Source organism: Roseibium denhamense (genome assembly GCF_009711415.1).
GTDB lineage: Bacteria > Pseudomonadota > Alphaproteobacteria > Rhizobiales > Stappiaceae > Roseibium > Roseibium denhamense.
This window is the reverse complement of the sequence record NZ_SMLZ01000097.1, coordinates 42008-61756: the sequence shown is the minus strand read 5'-3', so window position 1 is coordinate 61756 and position 19749 is coordinate 42008. Positions and strand designations below refer to the sequence as shown.

At 55.2% G+C, this 19749-nt stretch carries 17 protein-coding genes; 5 read left to right on the top strand and 12 right to left on the bottom strand.

Annotation, left to right across the window (positions count from 1 at the left end; genetic code table 11):
* Positions 1-50 precede the first annotated feature (50 nt).
* The gene (locus tag E1180_RS06045; RefSeq protein ID WP_155190272.1) at positions 51-2471 is read left to right on the top strand and encodes a methyl-accepting chemotaxis protein; all 2421 of its coding nucleotides are present in this window, start codon (positions 51-53) and stop codon (positions 2469-2471) included.
* 68 nt (positions 2472-2539) lie between these two features.
* Here the strand turns inward: E1180_RS06045 and iolB are convergent, their stop codons facing one another.
* Positions 2540-3343: a 5-deoxy-glucuronate isomerase gene (iolB, locus tag E1180_RS06040; protein WP_155190287.1), complete on the bottom strand. Its 804-nt coding sequence runs from the start codon at positions 3341-3343 to the stop codon at positions 2540-2542.
* On the bottom strand, positions 3336-4193 hold the full coding sequence (locus tag E1180_RS06035) for a MurR/RpiR family transcriptional regulator (protein WP_155190271.1): 858 nt from the start codon (positions 4191-4193) through the stop codon (positions 3336-3338). Before E1180_RS06035 ends, iolB begins: the two co-directional genes overlap by 8 nt.
* 114 nt (positions 4194-4307) lie before the next feature.
* On the opposite strand from E1180_RS06035, the gene iolG reads away from it, so the two are divergent.
* Positions 4308-5306, top strand: a complete 999-nt coding sequence (gene iolG, locus E1180_RS06030; protein ID WP_155190270.1) for an inositol 2-dehydrogenase — start codon at positions 4308-4310, stop codon at positions 5304-5306.
* 130 nt (positions 5307-5436) lie between these two features.
* Here the strand turns inward: iolG and E1180_RS06025 are convergent, their stop codons facing one another.
* Positions 5437-5727, bottom strand: coding sequence for a winged helix-turn-helix transcriptional regulator (locus tag E1180_RS06025; RefSeq protein ID WP_155190269.1), 291 nt, complete (start codon positions 5725-5727; stop codon positions 5437-5439).
* A gap of 384 nt (positions 5728-6111) precedes the next feature.
* Here E1180_RS06025 and E1180_RS06020 point away from each other — a divergent pair, with 384 nt between their 5' ends.
* Genes E1180_RS06020 through E1180_RS06010 form a run of 3 tightly spaced genes read left to right on the top strand, consistent with a single transcriptional unit; the run spans position 6112 to position 9307 of the window.
* Entirely contained in the window at positions 6112-6729 is a 618-nt protein-coding gene (locus tag E1180_RS06020; RefSeq protein WP_155190268.1) for an NAD(P)H-dependent oxidoreductase, read from the top strand.
* Positions 6729-8618, top strand: a complete 1890-nt coding sequence (locus E1180_RS06015) for a monovalent cation:proton antiporter-2 (CPA2) family protein (protein ID WP_155190267.1) — start codon at positions 6729-6731, stop codon at positions 8616-8618. The genes E1180_RS06020 and E1180_RS06015 overlap by 1 nt, the downstream gene beginning before the upstream one ends.
* A gap of 23 nt (positions 8619-8641) precedes the next feature.
* A complete protein-coding gene (locus tag E1180_RS06010) occupies positions 8642-9307 on the top strand; it encodes a DsbA family oxidoreductase (RefSeq protein WP_155190266.1) in 666 nt (221 codons plus the stop codon).
* Here the strand turns inward: E1180_RS06010 and E1180_RS06005 are convergent.
* The 9 genes from E1180_RS06005 to E1180_RS05965 form a co-directional block, all read right to left on the bottom strand.
* Positions 9304-11229, bottom strand: coding sequence for a beta-galactosidase (locus E1180_RS06005; RefSeq protein WP_155190265.1), 1926 nt, complete (start codon positions 11227-11229; stop codon positions 9304-9306). The two genes, E1180_RS06010 and E1180_RS06005, sit on opposite strands and share 4 nt — an antisense overlap.
* Positions 11226-12065, bottom strand: coding sequence for an SMP-30/gluconolactonase/LRE family protein (locus E1180_RS06000; protein WP_155190264.1), 840 nt, complete (start codon positions 12063-12065; stop codon positions 11226-11228). The genes E1180_RS06005 and E1180_RS06000 overlap by 4 nt, the downstream gene beginning before the upstream one ends.
* A 4-nt stretch (positions 12066-12069) precedes the next feature.
* The gene (locus E1180_RS05995; RefSeq protein ID WP_155190263.1) at positions 12070-12684 is read right to left on the bottom strand and encodes a 2-dehydro-3-deoxy-6-phosphogalactonate aldolase; all 615 of its coding nucleotides are present in this window, start codon (positions 12682-12684) and stop codon (positions 12070-12072) included.
* On the bottom strand, positions 12681-13601 hold the full coding sequence (locus tag E1180_RS05990) for a 2-dehydro-3-deoxygalactonokinase (RefSeq protein ID WP_155190262.1): 921 nt from the start codon (positions 13599-13601) through the stop codon (positions 12681-12683). The genes E1180_RS05995 and E1180_RS05990 overlap by 4 nt, the downstream gene beginning before the upstream one ends.
* Positions 13598-14362 (bottom strand): SDR family NAD(P)-dependent oxidoreductase, encoded by a 765-nt coding sequence (locus E1180_RS05985; protein WP_155190261.1) that lies wholly within the window; start codon positions 14360-14362, stop codon positions 13598-13600. Before E1180_RS05985 ends, E1180_RS05990 begins: the two co-directional genes overlap by 4 nt.
* 63 nt (positions 14363-14425) lie before the next feature.
* A complete protein-coding gene (locus E1180_RS05980) occupies positions 14426-16501 on the bottom strand; it encodes an alpha-galactosidase (RefSeq protein WP_155190260.1) in 2076 nt (691 codons plus the stop codon).
* Positions 16498-17346 carry a carbohydrate ABC transporter permease gene (locus E1180_RS05975; protein WP_155190259.1) on the bottom strand — a complete coding sequence of 283 codons (849 nt, stop codon included), beginning with the start codon at positions 17344-17346 and terminating at the stop codon, positions 16498-16500. Before E1180_RS05975 ends, E1180_RS05980 begins: the two co-directional genes overlap by 4 nt.
* 1 nt (position 17347) lies before the next feature.
* The gene (locus E1180_RS05970) at positions 17348-18265 is read right to left on the bottom strand and encodes a carbohydrate ABC transporter permease (RefSeq protein WP_155190258.1); all 918 of its coding nucleotides are present in this window, start codon (positions 18263-18265) and stop codon (positions 17348-17350) included.
* Positions 18266-18370: 105 nt separating this feature from the next.
* Complete coding sequence (locus tag E1180_RS05965) at positions 18371-19633, bottom strand: ABC transporter substrate-binding protein (protein WP_155190257.1); 1263 nt, start codon at positions 19631-19633, stop codon at positions 18371-18373.
* Between the last annotated feature and the right edge of the window lie 116 nt (positions 19634-19749).

Sequence of the window (19749 nt, the reverse complement as noted above, 5' to 3'; positions counted from 1 at the left end):
GCCTTAGCGTCAATCCTCGAATCATCTAGCTATTCGGGGTGAAGACTAGGATGAAGCTTTCAGAGAAAATACCGGCTCTGGTGGTTGGGTGCGCGGCGGCGGTAGGCATCGGCATAGGGGTGTTGAGCTATCTGACGTCCAGTGCGAGCCTCCAACAACTGACTGAAGCCCGCCTTTTTGCAGCAGCACGGGTTGGAGCAGATGAGACGCTGAATTACCTTCAAACTATTGAGCGGCAATTGAATCTGATTGCTGAAAACCCTGGAACTGTTGCTGCCGTTCAAGATTTTTCAAATGCTTGGCAAGAGATGTCCGCTAACGGCATTGATCTCAAAAGCGAGCTGCAACGAGCCTACATCAACGAGAACCCGCATCCGACGGGAGAAAAAGACAAGCTTTACGATGCCAAAACGGGCAGTCCGTACGATGCAATGCACGCAAAGTACCATCCTTGGTTTCATGAGCTGCAACAGGATGAAGGATACTATGATGTGTTTTTGTTCGATGCTCATGGCAACCTGATTTACTCCGTATTCAAGGAGCTGGATTACGCGACCAACTTTCAGGCTGGTGGCGGGGAATGGGCGTCATCCGATCTGGGAGAGGTGTTCCGGAAAGCGATGCAAATCACGGAGCATCACGTTGTTGCCTTCGAGGACTTCGCGCCTTACGGGCCGAGCTACGATGCGCCCGCAAGCTTTATGGCCTACCCGGTGAAGGCTGATGGGCAGGCAATCGGAGTGCTCGCTTTTCAAATGCCGATCGACAAGATTAATGCGTTGATGCGCCACAACCTGGGGCTCGGCGAGACGGGTGAGCTGGCATTGATCGGCGAAGATCGCCTGATGCGCAATGACACAGAATACACCCCGGATCAGAACGATATTCTTGCAACTCGGTTGGAAAGCCCGATCATTGAAGAGGCGTTTTTAGACGGACAGGCCTTTGGGTACGATTCCCTCCATCGCGGAAAAAGGCTCGATATTGAAGCCCTGCGCTTCGAGTATCAGGGGCAACCTTTTGCCATTGTCGCTATGCAAGCCTACGCTGAAGCTTATGAGCCGGTCATAGCAATGCGAAACAGAATGCTGTTGTTCGGTGCCGTTCTGCTCGGTGTTGCTGCGCTGGCCGGGTTCTTTGCTGCACGGTCAATCACGCAGCCGATCAACAAACTGGTTGCGGCGATGAACAGCCTTGCGACCGGTGATACAAAGATTGAACTCGATAACTCTGATCGTGCAGATGAAATTGGAGAGATGATCAAATCGGTCGATGTCTTCCGTGACAATGCTATTCAAAGGTTGGAGCTTGAAGCTCATGCGCGGGGGGAGCGGGATCGAGAGCGTCAACGTCAGGCATTTCTGGAAAACCTGATTCGTGACTTCAAATCTGTCATGAAGGACCGTCTTGCTACGGTCGGGGATCAAATGGAGAGAATGCAGCAAGCAGCAACGACCCTCGAAGACCTGGCCTCGAATGCCAAATCGGAATCCGATCACGCCGGCTATGCTTCAAGCAGTGCCTCCGAAAACGTAGCAGCTGTCGCAGCTGCCACGGAAGAAATGACGGCAACAGTTCAGGAGATTGCTAATCAGACCGAGGCTACGATCCGGATTGTCGCGGAAACAGTAGCCGCCGCAGAAGCGACCAACGAAAACGTTCAAACGCTTTCAGAAGCTGCGGAACACATCGGTAGCGTTGTGAACTTGATCCGGGATATTGCCGCGCAAACCAATTTGCTTGCGCTGAATGCAACAATTGAAGCAGCTCGTGCTGGTGAAGCCGGGCGCGGATTTGCTGTGGTGGCTTCCGAAGTCAAAGAGTTGGCAGAACAAACGTCCAAGGCAACGGACGAGATTTCCGGACGGATTACCGGTATTCAGAGCTCTGTTCGCGATGCGGCTGGAGCTATCGGGAATATTGCTGAAAAAGTGTCCGAGATCCGAGATCTGACCGGATCTGTTGCCGGAGCAATTGAGGAACAGCGCGCTGCAAATCAGGAGATCGCGCGTTCTGCCAAGTCGGCGAGTGACAGCACGACCAATGCAGCCGGTAGCATGACAACCGTGTCAGGAGCTGTTCTGCAAACCTCGGAGGAGGCGACAGCTGTCAACTCGGCCGCTGATCTCGTATCTGACGCAAGCAACAGTCTGGCCGGTGAAGTTGAGCGATTCCTGGAAGGCGTTACCAAAGATGTCGAAGACCGAAGGAAGGCCGATCGAAAGGCTATTGCTGAGGATGTCACGATAACACTCGCTCACGGAAAAAAGAGAACCGTGCAGCTTATCGATGTTAGTTCGACTGGCGCCCAAATCATGGACATGTCCGAATTGCCGCTTGGCGAGAAATTAACTCTCGATTTCCTGGATGGAAGCCGTCTGCAAGCAACCGTTGTCCGCCACACGGGATCTGGTTGCGGCGTGGAGTTTAGCGATGCATTGCCGCATGATCATATTCTTTTGGCGGCCTGATAGGGTCGCCAGATGAGCATGTAAGAACACAGGCGCTTAGATGGCGCCTGATTGTTTTGGGTTGATGTTCAACCTGCATCACGCTGTGCGATCCAGTCATGGTCTGGATGGTTTTGAAACCGCCACTTGCGAAGCGGACCGGCCATCACATTCAGATAGTACATCTCATATCCGTACGGCGCTCCGCAGGGGTGATGGCCTTTAGGGACCAGCACGACATCGCCATCTGAAACAGCCATTGTTTCGTCGAGCGCACCATCTTCCGTAAACACACGCTGAAAGCCAAAACCCTGTTTGGGGTTGAGGCGGTGGTAATAGGTCTCCTCGAGATAGGTCATGTGAGGATAGTTGTCTTCATCATGCCGGTGCGGCGGGTAGGACGACCAGTTTCCCTGCGGCGTGAAAACTTCCGTCACAAGAAGACTGTCCGCAACATCGCTTTCCTCCATGGCGATCGGGTGAATATATCTGGTGTTCGCCCCTTTGCCGCGCTCAACAAGACCGATGTCCGTAATCACACGAGCCGGGAAGTTGCCCTTGCCAGGTGCCGTGCAAACGGCGACCACGCAGGCCGTTGTCGCGGTGACGGACCAGCTGCTGCCGTTTGGAACGTAAACGCAATGCGGCTTCTTCCGCTCAAAGACGCTCATTCTGTCTCCAAGCTCCCCAAAGGAGATGTCACCAGCGATTATGTTTGCCTTGCCTTCAACCAAGACAAGGATGGCTTCGCGGTCGCCAGTCAGTTCCGAAGCCTTGTCTCCCGCCTGCAGATGATAGAGGCCAAAACCGACATAGCCCCAATGCGCGCTTTGCGGTGTGATGTCATGGACTTTTCCCGATGTTCCAACCGGTTTGACGAGAAGATCAGCCATCATGGGTTCCTTGCGCTTTGTTTCTTTGGGTCCCGACCGCGACGGCGAGGGCAATTGAGAGGGATAAACTTGCCGAAAGCGACCGGAAGGCACCGACGTCCAATTCGGAAACCAGCAAGTGGGTGGCCTTCAACTTGGCGAGCGGACTGGTAACCACGTCTGTGATCGCAACGAGACTTGCGCCGGCTTTCCGCGCCTCTGACGCGATGTCGAGTGTCATTTGCGTGTAGGGTGAAAACGTAATTGCAATGACCGCGTCTTTCGGGCGAATAAGGGGTTGCATGTTGATGTTTGCCACACCGGAATGAAGCATGGCAGGAACACTCATTTTCTCAAATGCGTATGCCAAATAGGCCGTTACCGGAAAAGCGCGCCGGAAGCCAACCATGTGAATGGTGTCAGCCCGCACGAGAACATCGACAGCCTGTTGCAGCGATACGGGTTCAATCGTAGCCAGCAGGTTTTCAAGTGAGGCGCGTCCCACATCTACAAATTCAGCCAGAAGCGCCGATGGACTGTCGGTTCCGTGATCCCGCAGCTGGGCCAGCCGTGTTGGATAGTCCGGCCAATTTTGGGCATAGTCGGACCGGAACAACTTCTGCATTTGCGAGAAACCCTCAAAACCCATCTCTTTGCAAAACCGCATCACTGCAGATGGTTGCAAGCCTGCGGCCTCGGCCAGCTCGGCAACCGTGGAAACTGCGACGCGATCAGGGTTCGCGGCAATGAAGTCGGCGCATTGTTTCAGCCGTTTCGGAAGCCGGTCGGCTCGTGTGCCCAACTGCTTAAAGAATGCGGCAACTGTGAGGGGAGTGGTTCCGTTGGAACTTTTGGGAAGGCCGTCATTCATGGCTCTGGCTATTCAAGCTTGACACATTCCAACGAAGATGATTTTGGAATTTTTATTCTAATCCGGGATGCCGATGAAAGTCTATAAGGCAGCCGGTCAGCGGGAGGACGGAAAATGGGCATCAAGGTTGGCGTCCTGGGCGCAGGACGTATTGGCAAAGTGCACGCAAAAGCGATCTCATCGACTGCAGGTGCCGAGCTGTACGCTGTATCTGATGCGTTTCCGGACGCAGCACAGGCTTTGGCGGATCAATATGGCGCCCGTACTGCGGCAATCGATGAGGTTTCGGACGATACCAATGTAGATGCTGTCGTTATTTGCACGCCGACCGATACCCATGCCGACCTGATTGAGAAATTTGCGCATGCCGGCAAAGCCATTTTCTGCGAAAAGCCAATCGATCTTTCATTGGAGCGGGTCAAGGCGTGTCTGAACACTGTCGAGAAACTTGGCGCGACCTTGATGCTTGGATTTAACCGCCGTTTCGACCCGCATTTCAAGGCTGTCCGGGATGCGATCGAAGAGGGACGGATCGGCGACGTTGAAATGGTCCAGATTACGTCCCGCGATCCGGGGGCGCCTCCGCCGGACTACATCCAGGTGTCGGGTGGCATCTTCAGGGATATGACGATCCATGATTTTGATATGGCGAGATATTTGCTGGCTGAGGAAATCGCCTCGGTCTACGCCACTGCCTCCGTTCTTGTAGACCCGCAAATTGGAAAACTGGGTGACTACGACAGTGCCACAATCGTGCTGACCACCGTTTCCGGCAAGCACTGCAGCATCTCCAATTCCCGCCGTGCGAGCTATGGCTATGATCAACGGATCGAGGTACATGGTTCAAGGGGGGCAATCGCGGCCGAAAATCAGCGTCCGGTCTCCATCGAGCTGGCAACTTCAGAAGGATACCTGAAGCCGCCGCTACATGATTTTTTCATGACCCGCTACACAGAGGCTTATGCCGCGGAGATCGCAGCATTCGTGGATGCGATTGTGAACAACCGAGCGCCGGCGCCCAATGGCGAGGACGGGTTGCGGGCGCTCGCGCTTGCCGAAGCGGCTCTAAAATCCGTTGCAGAAAGACGGGCCGTCGGGCTCGATGAGATCTGAGATCCGCAAGCTTAAATTCCTATAGCGTTGCATCCGGGCCTGGTCGCCCTCAGGACGAGAAGCAGCTGTACCATGAGGTGATCCAAACCGGCCGTCAGCGTTGATCTGCGGCCGGTGTTTGGTCATAGGTTCAGCTGTAAACCAGTTGGTCTTTTGGAAGGTTCTCTGACCAAACCTTCAATTCATCCAGGAACTTGAGCGCTGATGCCCCAAATTCGGTAATATCGTACTCCACGGACACTGGTGCACTTTGCACCACGGTCCTTGTTATAAGACCACGCTCTTCGAGTTGGCGTAGCCGTTCAGCAATCATTTTCTTGCTAGCACCGCCAAGCATGCGGGCGAGGTCGTTGAAGCGTACGGGGCCATCCTTGAGATGCCACAGCAGCGAGCCCGTCCATTTCCCTCCAAGAATGCGCATGCCGCGCTCGATCGGGCATGGCTCCGTGCAGGCCTCTAGCACGATGCGTCGTTTGCCAACTGTTTTAACCCGCCCTGCCACTTGGAAACACTCTCCGGCTTTAGGTTACAAAAAGTATACTAGTTGAATAATGTAACTTAATCTCTCATTTGTGGTCAGACTTCAAGCCCTGGCCAATTGTGGCCGGGGCCAAAGCGTAACCGGCCTTTTGGGGGGACGCGGATGAAGAAACCTTGTTGAAGGAAAACGCTGCGCGTTTTGCAGGTGATGTGAAGAAGGCGTAGCATTCTGAAACCTTAATCGCGCTGCGAGCTCAGCGTTGTCGAACACTGGTAACCGGGCCGCTGTGGACCGGTTTCCGGTCAACCCTTTCGGAAATGTCCCTTGGCAAAAGCTCTTGTTATCTACGCGCATCCGAGGCCTGACCGATCCGAGATAAACGGTCCGCTTTTTGAGACGGCGAAAGCCGTTCAAGGCGTTACCCCGGTCGATCTTTATGCTGAATACCCCGACTTCGACATTGACGTGGACAGGGAGCAGCAAAGGCTGGTCGAGCATGACGTAATCGTCTTTCAACATCCGCTTTATTGGTACTCGGCGCCCGCGATTATGAAGGAGTGGCAGGACCTGGTTCTGGAGCATGGCTTCGCTTACGGAAAGCATGGTACGGCGCTAGCTGGGAAAACCTTCATGAATGCGATTACCGCAGGTGCAAAACCGGATGCCTATTCGCAAGCCGGCCTGAACCACGCCGATCTGCGCAGTCTTTTGCTTCCGTTTGAAGCCACTGCTCACCTGTGCGGCATGCGGTACCTTGCGCCCTTTGCATTGTTTGGCGCCGGGCGGGCATCAGAAGGCAATCAGCTTGATATCCACCGGAATGCTTATGACGATTTGCTCAAGGCACTGGTTGCTGATCGGCTGGATTTTGAGAAAGCGGCAGCGGCGCCCTTTCTGGGCGATGTTTTGGATGAATTTCTTATCAAGACGGGAGCGATGTGATGGAGCTTTTGTCTGAAGCATTTGTGTATTTGTGCGCGGCCGTTATCGCGGTGCCGTTGGCGAACCGGTTGGGGCTCGGGTCTGTCCTCGGATACTTGATTGCCGGTGTTGTGATTGGCCCGGTCATTGGCCTGGTTGGTTCAGAAACAACCGAGGTCCAGCATTTCGCAGAATTCGGCGTTGTCATGATGCTGTTTTTGGTGGGTCTTGAGCTGCAGCCTGCAATGCTCTGGAACATGCGGAAACAGTTGATCGGTTTGGGCGGGTTGCAGGTTGCCGGAACAACAGCGGTATTTGGATTGATCGGGCTTGCCTTGGGTCTGGCGTGGCAGACCGCCTTGGCACTGGGAATGATCCTCGCCTTGTCCTCGACCGCAATCGTTCTTCAAACGCTGAATGAAAAAGGATGGCTGCGCACCACAGGCGGGCAGAGTTCTTTCTCGGTCTTACTTACTCAGGATATTGCGGTCATCCCGATGCTGGCAGTCCTGCCGTTGCTGGCACTTGGCAGCTATCACGGGGGCGGCCAGCACGGGGACCAGGCTCATGGGGGCGGTCATGGCGGAGAAGCGCTGGCTGCTCTGCCGGGCTGGGCACAGGCTGTGATCATCCTTGCCGTGATTGCCGGGATCATTATCGCAGGGCGCCACTTGTTGCGTCCGGTTTTCCGCTTCATTGCAGAAGCGCGTCTGCGTGAAATTTTTACCGCGACTGCGCTTCTGCTCGTCATTGGGATCGCGCTTCTGATGGACTTTGTTGGCCTGTCGCCCGCGCTTGGTACCTTCCTTGCCGGAGTGGTTTTGTCAGACAGTGACTATCGTCACGAACTGGAAAGTGACATCGAGCCGTTCAAGGGATTATTGTTGGGGCTTTTCTTTTTGACCGTTGGTGCGGGCATTGATTTTGACTTGCTGTTCGGAGCGCCGCTTTTGATTGCCGGGCTGGCCGTTGGTGTGGTGCTGGTGAAGTTTTTGTGCCTCTTTGCGCTTGCGGTCGTCTTCAAACTGCAAGGGGCAGACCGCTGGCTGTTTGCCCTTGGCCTTGCCCAGGCGGGCGAGTTCGCTTTTGTCCTTTTCGGTATTGCTGGCGGAACAGGGGTTATTCCTCCGGATCTTTTGCAAACCATGACCCTCGTTGTCGCATTGTCCATGCTTTTGACACCGGCTCTATTCATACTTTACGAAAAAGCCATTGCGCCGCGTGTTGTCATTCAAACCGAGCGCGCACCAGATGTCATTGACAAGAAGGGGCGTGTTGTCGTGGCAGGTATGGGCCGCTTTGGGCAAGTTGTCTCACGTCTCCTGCTTACGGCCGGTTACGATGTCGTAATTCTGGATCACGACCCGCAAACGATTGAGAATTTGGGCCGCATCGGTATCAAGACATTTTACGGGGATGCCACCCGGCCTGATCTCCTTCACACGGCAGGTCTTGAAGAGGCGGATCTTTTCATTGCAGCGCTCGACGACCGAGACAAACAGTTGATGGTGGTAGAGCACGTGGCAAAAACATACCCGAAGGTACAGATTCTTGCTCGTGCCCGGGACCGCCACCATGTCTATGAGCTCGAACGAGCTGGCGCCCTGCTCGCGGAACGGGAGACCTTTGAGAGTGGGCTTGCAGTCGGGCGAAGAGCCCTGATTGCTTTGGGGGAACATCCTTTCAGGGCGCGGACCCGCACACGTGCCTTCCGCAAGCACGATATCAACATGCTGGAAAATCTGCGCGACAACTACAATGACGGCGGCGTCGATAAGTCTTATATCGATGCGATGCGGGCCCAGTCGGCAACATTGTTCGAGCTCATGCGGGCCGAACATGCAGGTGCTGGAGAGGGCCGTGACGAACGCGGCTGGAACCCGCCGCCCAAAGGAGATGCCACGCTTTAGACAGTGGTGGAAAGGAACTCGAAATGGCCGAGATATCTGACAGTGATTTGGGAGACGTGCTCCAAATTGACATCGTATCGGATGTGGTTTGCCCGTGGTGTATTGTCGGGTTCAAGCAGCTTGAACAAGCCATCCATGAGACAGGTATTTCCGCTGCGATCAAATGGCATCCATTTGAACTGAACCCCGATATGCCGCAAGCAGGTGAGAACCTTCGCGACCACATTATGCGCAAATATGGGTCGACTGCCGAACAGTCCCAGGGCGCGCGCGACCGGCTTTCCGAAGTTGGAAAAGACCTTGGGTTTGAATTCCGTTTTGCCGATGACATGCGCATGGTCAATACGTTCAAGGCGCACCAACTGCTTCATTGGGCAGGGCCCGAGGGCAAAGAGCATCCCTTGAAAATGGCGCTATTCGAGGCCTATTTCCAGGACCGGAAAGATCTCAACGATGACGAAATACTGGCGGATATCGCCGGAGATGTTGGACTTGACCGCGAAGAGGCTTTGAAGGTTTTGGCGGACCAGAGGTTTTCTGATGACGTGCGTCAGGAAGAAGCATTCTGGACGCAGAACGGCATACAGGGCGTCCCCGCCGTCATCTTTGATCGTAGGCACCTCATTACGGGCGCTCAGGGCGTCGAAAACTACACATCAATTCTCAAGCAACTGATGACTTCGGATTAGAGGTTTTCAAACAAAACTCCGGCGGCTTCGATCCGCCCGGCTGGAGTGTCAGCGGGGTCGGAGCCGTAATTCGTCCAAATACGGGTGCCATCGGTATCCCGGCAGCGGACGCCACCTGACACCTCAAAGGTCTGGACCCGCGCGCTCTTGCACAAGTCGCGCAACAGATGAAGCCATCCTTCCTCATCGCACCAGCCACCGACATATGTCATGTGGCCGTTCGAAAAAGCAGCCGGCTCCCCGTTTTCCAATTCGAGAACTATGTCCGCGGCGCCTTCAAGTTCCTCGCGATAGCCTCGAAAACACCCTGCGGCCGTGCCGCTTTTTTTCAGCGCCAGCGGCATGTCGGGCCGCAGGCTTTCGACCCGCGTCACAGTAACATCCAAGCCTGGGATGTCCGGTGGCAACGGGACGGGTATGACCATGTTCTTGTCACGGGCTCCTGTTCGCGGTCCCAGCAGAACCTGCGCGCTGCATCCGCTCAAAGCTCTTTTCAGGTCTTCCGGCATGTGGATCAATCCAGGCGCTGCAACAATCTTGTAGCCTGTGAAATCCCGTGTTTCTGGACGCAATATGTCGATAGACAGACCCAGTTTGCGAAGCGCCTTATAGACATCAAAGACAAGTTGGAAGTAGCTGAGGCCGGCGCCGTGCGGCTGGGCCGCCCATGCAAAATCCGCGTCGTAATCGAATATCAGGGCAACCGGAGCCTGGGGCGATGACACATCTGGAGCGCTGCGCAGTTCTTCCGCGACTTGTTTTGCCTCCTGCAGGGCAGGTGCATCCGCATTGTCCGGCCGCAGCATACCGGCATGCATTTGTTCTTGCGCAAAGGGTGCTTGGCGCCAACGGAAGTAACAGACCGCTTCTGCCCCGTGAGCGTAGGCCTCCCAGGCCCAAAGCCGCATCATGCCTTTCGTGGGCGCCGGATTGTAAGGGGCCCAATTCACCGGTCCGGGCTGTTGTTCCATGACCCACCAGCGGCCCTTGCCAACGGCCCGGTAAAGATCGTGGTGAAAGGCTTGAAAATCAGGGTCGCCCTGGCGGGCGTAGGTGCGTTGATGATCTGGCGCTGCGCCGACCCGGTCTTCCAGAAACCCGAGCGGGTAGCTGTCCCAGGTCGCGATTTCAAGATCGTCCCCGACCTTGAAATGATCAAAGTCGGTGATCCGCCCCATGTAGTTGTGGCTGATTGGGGCGCTGGAATGTGCGCGGATTGTCTCCACCTGCCGCTTGTTGAATACAGCGACCTGATCAGATGAAAACCGCCGGAATGCCAGAGTGTGAGACGGATTGGGTTCGGTAACGGTCAGGTTTGGCAGATCGATCTCTTCAAAGGACCGGTACTCCATTGACCAGAAGACATTTCCCCACGCCCGGTTAAGTGCCTCTATTGTTCCATAGTGGTCGCGCAGCCAAAGACGGAACGCGGTTCTGGCTGCGTCCGAGTAAGACAGGATCGTGTCATGACAGCCATACTCATTATCGGTTTGCCAGGCTGCCACGTAAGGGTTGCGGCCATAGCGCTCCGCCAGGAGTTTCACGATCCGGTCGCTCTCTTGTTTGTACCCTTCATGGGAAAAACAATAATGACGGCGTGAGCCAAACTTGCGCGGGTTCCCGTGTGCATCAACTGCGACCATGTCCGGATGCTTGTCAATCATCCAGCGCGGCGGCGTTGCCGTTGGTGTCCCGAGCACAACCTTCAGACCGGCTTTCCCAAGAATGTCGATCGCTCTGTCGAGCCACTCGAAATGAAGGTCACCCGGTACAGGCTCAAGGCGTGACCAGGAAAACTCGCCGACACGGACCCAAGTGAGGCCGGTGTCTTTCATGCGCCTGGCATCTGCCTCCCAAATCTCTTCGGGCCAGTGTTCTGGATAATAACAGGTGCCGAGTGTGCGCTTGAGGGCTTCGGTCATAGTCTCACCCGATGTTCCGGCTGTCCTTTGATTCCGGCTTCATAAACAAATGTCTTCCCGTCATCCGTGCCTGACAGCCCATCAGCTGCCGACGTTGCAAATAACGTCTTCAGGTCTGGCCCGCCAAAAGCCGGGCAGGAAACCTGTTCGGCAGAAAATTGGACCGCCGATACAAACTCGCCCTTAGGAGAGTAACGCGCAACACGGCTCGCGCCCCATTGTGCGTTCCAGAGATATCCGTCCGCATCAACAACCGATCCGTCGGGATTGAGCTTTTTAGCGGTCAAATCAATGAAGGTTTCTGGTGGTGCAGCCGGCCATCCTTCGGCATCCAGGTCCACCTTTTTGATCTCGTTTGTGGCTGTGTCCGCGAAATAAGTGGCTCTTCCGTCCGGAGTAAAACAAATGGAATTGGAAATTGTGATGTTTTTGAAGAGCCGCCGCACTTCCCCCTTGTAAAAGCGATAGATGCTTCCGGCGCCCGTCTCGGCATTCTTCCCCATTGTGCCAATCCAGAACCCGCCGAATGCATCGGCGCGTCCATCGTTGGACCGGGTCATCGGATTGTCAGCCTCTAGCTCGAACAGTTTTTGGCTCTGGCCGGTGTTAAGATCGAAAAGAAACAACTGGCTTTCGCTGGCGATCAACAGTGCATCCTGGGTGACCCATCCCGCGGCAGAGACAAATTCATCGAATTGCCATTGCTTTGGTTGACCTTTCTCCAGGGTCAGCAGCCTGTTGTTCAAAATGTCGAACCAGAAGAGCTGCTGGCGTTCCGGATGCCACAAAGGTCCCTCGCCCAAAAGGCATTGGCGCTCGTCGAAGATTTGGTTCATTTGCTTATTTTCCGGCCATAACAGATTGATCGTATGCGGCAACGATCCGTGCGGCCTTTTCGCTGACATCCGCAGCGGTCGCGCCTGGCTTGTACAGCGCTGTGCCAATTCCAAACCCTGTGGCGCCAGCTTCAAACCAATTTGCAAAGTTATGCGGCCCGGCTCCACCAACAGCGTATGTTGGGGTGCCTTTGGGCAGAACAGCCATAATGGCTTTCAAACCGTCGGGGCCAATCAAGGACGCCGGGAAAAACTTAAGACCATCAGCACCGTTCCGAAGAGCCGTGAAGCACTCTGTCGGGGTCATTACGCCTGGAAACGATTTCATGTTTTCGGCTTTGGTGGTCCGAATAACGTCCGGGTTACAATCGGGCGACACGATCAAGGTGCCTCCGGCCGACTTCACCTGATGAACCTGTTCGATCTCAAGAACCGTTCCAGCTCCGATTTCTGCTTGGCTGGAGAATGTGGTCGCCATCGCCTCGATGCTCTTAAGCGGATTTGGCGAGTTCAAAGGCACTTCGATCCGGGTAATGCCCGCGTTGATGATCACCTCAGTGATTGGAAGAGCCTCTCGTGGATCCAGCCCGCGCAAGATTGCAATGATGTTCCGGCTCATTGAGGCAGCCTCCGGTAAGCGTTATGGGCGAGGGTCAGCCCCCGCAGCGTTATGGCGCTGGCGTCCATTACTTGAGGGGAGTGACCGAGCCCTGACAGGGCTGTCGCATAGGCTTGGGCAATATGGTCGCTGCCAAGGATAACCGCTCGACGGACGCTGAAGTTTTTGGTGATCGATGCAAGTTCCGAACCGATCAGAAGGCCTGACAAGCGGCTCCGTGCGGTTTCGGGTAAAAGATCGGCGACAAGGCTCCCGGCCCGGATGCCGAAGAGTTCGGCTGCAAGGCTTTCAGGTTCCCGGACACAGTGTTTCACCGCGTTCGTAAAGGCCTCAGTATCGGGAGCATTTTTCGAAAGGCTATGGCGCAAGACGGACTGTTCACTCAACAGTGAAAATATCTCGCCAGTCATAAATGTTCGAAAACGCTTCACAATTCCGAAGCTGATCTCGCACCATTTGGTATGCGTTCCCGGGAGGCACAGTGTTCCGGTAAAATCTGGATGATCAGCCAGAAAACCGGCGATCTGCGTTTCTTCCCCGCGCATGACGTCCGCAGGATCAAGCTGTTTGATCCCGGGCAGAATGCGAACATCGATGCGCGCGTCCTTTGTGATCACTGCTGTTGCGTCTTCAATCGATGGTGGACCACAGGGAGCGGATCTGTAGGGCGCTTCCGCCCATCCCTGCCGGGAACCGGCCATTCCACAGATGACGACCGGTGTTTTTTGGCCGTGTGTCAAGAACGGATCGATGAGGTCAAGCAAGACAGGTTCGAATTCACGGCGTTCCAGCTTGCCCATACCTTTTTCTGAAGAGGCGTGATGAACAATGCCCCCAACTTCATCCAGCATCCAGACACGCAGATTGGTCGTTCCCCAATCCGCTGCAATCCAGGATGCTTTTGCCCCGCTGGTCATCCGCTCACCACGACGCCGCCATCGACAACGAGTGCTTGACCGGTCATTGCCTTGCTGGCTTTGGACGCGAGGAAAAGGACCGGATCAACCATATCTTCCGGGGCAAGCTCCTCTTTCAAACACTGGCGGTCCAAATGCGCAGCCAGACCTTCCGGTGTGACCCACATTTCTTTCTGTTTGTCGGTCAGAACCCACCCAGGTGCGATCGCATTCACGCGGATCCGGTCCGGTCCGAATTCACGGGCCAGGCTTCGGGTCATCCCGTTGATGCCGGAGTTTGCGGTTGTGTATGCAGGATAACCGGCATTGCCCATCATGTAGGATATGGATGTGAAGTTGATAATCGATCCGCCGCCGGCAGCACGCATGCCCGCCACAACATGCTGGCAGGCGAAGAAATAGGCCTTCAAGTTCACTGCCTGCGCCCAATCCCAGAAGTCTTCCGTCACTTCTTCCGTTGAATGGCGTTGATCATTGGCCGCATTGTTCACAAGCACTGTAATTGGCCCGTGAGCCTCGGCGGCCTCGTCCATGGTCCGCTTCAAAAGAGGAATGTCCGTGATGTCCCCATGAAGGAAAAGCGGACGGCGGCCGTGCTTTTGTTCCATGGTATCGCAAAAGCTGGTGGCATCACTCCGGCCGATGAAGGCCACTTTTGCGCCCTGGGCTAGAAAACCATCGGTAAGGAATGCTCCAATGCCCGAGCCACCGCCCGTGATGTAGACAGATGCGCCCTTCAGATCCGGATAATTCGCGTACATAAAACGTTCCCGTTCGACGTTCTCCAGCTTATGCGCCGGTGTTGTTGTTGCGGCCTAAACCGCTCAAGTTCTATGGCCTTCCAGCACCCATATCGTCCCCGGAAAGCGCCATGGCAGAGTCACGCCGTGGCTCATCAGATATTGACCACCCACCGTCAAGTCTTCCGCTTTTAGAAGCGGGGTGCCGCGGGACAAACCAGGCGCGTCCTCGCGGTTCAAGAGTTTGACGCGATATGTCTCACCTGCTTCCAGTCCAGTTAGGCGCAAGGGGTGCGGCAATACCTGCTCGGAGGTTTTTATCTGGGCGGCGAACACAGTGAACCGGTCACCCTCTTTCGCTAGATGCTGTTCCGCAATTATGGCGGGATCCGAACTGTCGAGGCGCAGGATATCCGCAAGCATCAGCCAATCGCGGTTGGCTTTCCACCAGCTCGTGACCTTCCGGAGAACGCCTGCCTCCTCATCGGTCAGTTCCCGGGGATCCATTTCAAACCCCATGTGCCGCTGTGCGGCTGTCCAGGCGCGAATGCGGATGTCCAGCATCCGGCCAGAGGTGTGGCAGGTTCGTGGCCCGACATGAGACCCGGTCACTGCTCCGGGCAAAAACAGCGCTGCATCGTGCTGGATGCGTTGCCGCTCCAGCGCGTCATTGCTGTCGGAGAGCCAGACCCTTTGGGTGCGCTGCAGGATCCCGTAATCGATACGGCCGCCGCCCGACGCGCAGCTTTCAATCTCAACATCCGGAAATGCTGCCCGCAGCCGGTCCAGCAAAGCGTAGGTGCCTTCTGCTTGTGCAGCGTCGGCGACCGGCAGCACCCGGTTATGATCCCACTTGATGTAGCCAATTGCATTGTCCTGCAACACGGCGGCTATGCGCGCAAAGAGATAGTCCTGAACCTCGTTTCGGCTCATATCGAGTACCAATTGCTGCCGTCCGCGGATCTGGTCCGCCGGTCCCAGCACCCAATCGGGATGGGCCCTGAAAAGCTCGCTGTCCTCGTTGATCATTTCCGGCTCGAACCAGATGCCAAATTCCATGCCGAGCGTTGTCACATGATCAATAAGCGGAGTGAGGCCGTCCGGATACTTGCGGGTATCGATGACCCAATCCCCGAGGGAAGACGTGTCATCGTCTCGATGCCCGAACCAGCCGTCATCGAGAACAAAGCGTTCCGCGCCAAGCTCGTGCGCCTTTGTTGCGATTGATTTCAGTTCATGCAGATTATGGTCGAAGTAAACCGCTTCCCAGCAATTGTAATGGACGGGGCGCGGATTGCGTGCGGCCGTCACAAGGCCGGTTCTGCAGTAACGCTGGAAGGAGACCGCTGCCCCGTTCAAACCAGACGATGTGTAAGTGGCGTAAAGGGGCGCGCTTTGAAAATGTGTTCCAGGCTTGCCGGTTCTGGAGGCATGGCCAAACTGAACTTGCCGCCGTCCGTCAAACAGCTCTTCGGCCACCATCTTGTGACCGCCGGACCAGCCATAATGAAAGGCGTAGGCCTCACCGGAGGTGTTGGTCGTTCCAGGCCTTACGGCAATGAGCCCTGGAAAATGCGCATGATCGGTCCGGCCGGTCCGGTTATCACGGGTTCTCGCCCCCGGTGCGAATGGAAGGCGCCGGGTCTGGAACTCCGAGCACCAGCGGCCCGAAAACTCGATCATCTGGTTCGTCTGGCTTGGCACTGGAAGAACTGGCGCTGCAAGCCAGTCAGCTTGGATTGGGGCATCTGATTTCAACTCTGTTTCGAGCTTTAAAATTGATGTCCTGCCACAAACTTCCAATGCGAACCGCAAGGTCAGTCCGAGGTCTCTGTCCTTGAAGGTGAGCGCTACGCCGGTCTCGGCGTTTTCTTCCTCATGGAACGAAAAACGCGGCGCTAGACTGTTTCCGTTTTTATCGCGCAGACTGTGACCGGCTTCGCCTGGAAATGTCTTGGAAACTTCAGGTGACAAGCTAAGCGGAGGGTTTTGGTCCAGCATGCCGCCGGTAACGTCTTGCCGGTTAGCATTCGCAATCATTTCCAGATTATCAGTTTCTGGAAGGGGTGGGCCCCAATAGACTGCTTCCGGCAGCTGGTTATGAAAGCTTGCCAGAACAAGACTTTGCTGGTGACCGCCGAGATGCCATGTGCGTATCATTTTACGGCACCAAGGGTGAGGCCTGCGATGAAGTGCCGTTGCATGAGGAAAAACATCGCAACGGGCGGCAAAGCGGCCACGATCGATCCGGCGCTCATGAGATGATAGGCAGCGCGGTACTGTGCATTGAAAGATGTTATGCCCGCAGTTACCGGCTGGCTCTCAACACCTTGGGTCAGCACAACAGCCCAGAAGTAGTCGTTCCAGATAAAGGTGAAGATCAAGACGGACAGGGCGGCAATGGCCGGCTTCATCAGAGGCAACACCACGTACCAGAAGATCTTCCACTCCGGAATCCCTTCAACCCGGGCAGCCTCGATCAGCTCAAACGGAAGCGCCCGGATGAAATTGCGCATGAACAAGGTGCAGAAGCCGGTTTGAAATGCGATGTGAAACAGCACCAAGCCGGTGATTGTGTTGTAAAGGCCCATCTGCAGTGTGAGATCTCGAACCGGCACCATCAAAATCTGGAATGGTACAAAGTTTCCGGCCACGAACATGAAGAAGATCCAGATGTTCGCCTTGAACTTGTAAATGCCGAGCGCAAAGCCTGTCATACAGGACAAGGCAACCGCGCCAATGACCGTCGGGATCGTGATCTTGAAGGAATTCAGAAGATACTGCGGCATGTCTGACTGCAGGAAGACAAGCGAGTAGTTTGTGAACCCCTCGAAAGAAGACGGCCACCCCCAATAGTTGCCTTGTGCGAAGTCTGAGTCCGGTTTGACGGAGAAGACCGCAACCGCGATCAATGGCAAGAGCCAGAGGATGAGGGCCAGCGGCAACAGTGCCTGGTAGGACACCTGCCAAGTTCTCGATGTGCGCTCGATAGGGGTTGGAAACATATCAGCGGGCCTTCTCTTCTTTGTACATCGACCACAGGAAATAGGCGATGAAAGCCAGCATGATTAGGAACAGGACAACCGCGATGGCGGCGCCATAACCCATTCTGAAGCCGTATTCGGAAAGCGCGACTTCGAACATGTAAAACGAGAGAACCCGGCTGGCACCGAAAGGGCCGCCATTGGTCATGATTGAGATCAGGTCAAAGGAGCGTAGAGCCCCGATAATCGTCACCACGAAGGCGATGAAAGTCGCGGGCCGGAGCTGCGGAATGATAATGTACCAAAGCATACGCCAGCCTTTAGCGCCGTCGAGGCGTCCGGCTTCGATCTGCTCCGGATCGACAGCATTCAGACCGGTCAAGTAGAGGATCATGCAATAGGCTGTTTGAGGCCAAAGACCCGCGACAATGATGCCGATTGTGACCCAGTTTTCATCGCCCAGCACGTTGACCGGGGGAATGCCGACCGAGCCGAGTATCGCATTCAAAAGACCGAAAGTCGGATCGTAGAACCATGTAAAGACAAGGCCCACAACCACCTGCGAAATCACAAATGGAAAAAAGAAGAGGGATTTGTAGAGCCGGATACCGACAACGGTCTGGTTCAGGAACAACGCAATGAACAGACCAGCCGGTATCGCAAACAGATAGAGCGCCAGCCAGATGACGTTGTTCTTGAGCGATGTGTAAAAGGCATCGTCCCAATACAGTTCTTCGTAGTTATAGAGCCCAACAAACTCAGCCTCCCCAAGCCCGTCCCACTCATAGAGCGACAGGTTGAAAGACTGGAAAATCGGAAAGATGACATAAAACAAGAAAAACAGGATGCCCGGCGCAAGGAAAAGCCAGGGTGTCAGCTGTTGCTGGTTTTGGTGCCACCAGGATGTCTGGCGTCTTTCCGCGCGTGACGCTTGGGCCATGAAACCGTCTCTTGATGCTGCTTGCTTGTGTTGCAATGCAATGGTTTGGCTGAAGCAGGGACAGGGCGCGAAAGGCACCCTGTCCGCATTCCGGTTGTGCGGAGCTTAGTTGTCGTAAATGCGCTCACGTGCGCGGTCGAGCCGCTGCAGGATACGGTCCAGATTGTCCGGCTTGACCATGAACTCCTGAAGCCCTTCCATGGCAATCTTTGCCATTTCTGCGGGCGCATCGCGGTCGAAGAATTGGGCAACACCACCTGGAGAATTGGTCGAGAGCATTTCAAAGCCTTCGACGAGGAACTTGTCGTTGTCGACCGAAGAATTCGCATTCACCGGCAACTGACCAAGGTTTTCGCCATTGTTCATCCAGGTTTGGACGTCCGGTGACACGACGTAGCGCAGGAACTCGCGGGCCGCTTCCTTGTTCTGGGCGTTTGCCGGAATATGGAATGTGTCGGTTGGTGCGTCTTCTGCCATTTCGACATCAGGGTTGATTGCCGGAAACTGGTAAAAGTCCAGCTGATCGTCTGTCAGGCCTGCATCGCGTAGCGGCGCCACTGCAAAGTTCCCCATCAGGTAGGCGGCTGCATCCCCTTGAACCATGAACGGCAGCGCTTCCTGCCAGCTGTAGGTCTGGTGATTGTCGATAAAGGCGCCCATGTCGATCAGCTCGCGCCAGTTGGCAAATGTTTGGCGCACTTCGTCAGACTGCCAGGATGCATTCCCTGTCAACAAGTCCATGTGGAAGTCAAAGCCATTTGTGCGCATGTTCAAATAGTCGAACCATCCGCCGGCGGTCCAAAGAAACTTGGTCCCAATCGTGTAGCACTTTTTACCGGCATCAATGATTTTCTGGCAGTTGGCCTTTTCCTCTTCCCAGGTCTTTGGCTCGGAAAGCCCCAGTTCGTCAAAGATGTCTTTGCGGTAGTAAACGCCCCACTGGTAATACGTGTAGGGGACGCCCCACTGCTTGCCGTCAATCGTCATTGCGCCTTTTGTTGAGGCAAGTCCCTCTGCGATCTCCGGCTCTGCCCACAAATCCGAAACATCTTCAAAAAGCCCAGCTTCCACATATGGGCGCATGCGGTTAGCCGCATACCATGTCGCAACGTCCGGCGCATTTGCGGTCAGGAAGTTGCGGATCTGGGTCTTGTAAGCCTCCCGGTCGATCACCGTTGTTTCGACGTTCAGATCCGGATGAAGCGCCTGGAAATCGGCAATTGCCTTTTCCATCGTCGCGCGCGGCGCCGGGTTTGATGTGTCTAGGAATATTTTGAGGTCGCCTGACAGGCTGTCGGCTGTAGCCCCGCTTATGGATGCTGCCAAAATGGCAATCGCGGCAGCTGACGTCTTCAACATGGAACGCATGGTTTCCTCCCTGGTGGTTCCATTATGTGAAACTTAGTTTTGTATATTGATACTTTGGATTGGGGCGGTTAAGTTGTCAACAGTCCGGCGCAAGAAACGGATCGGGAGGAGTGCAA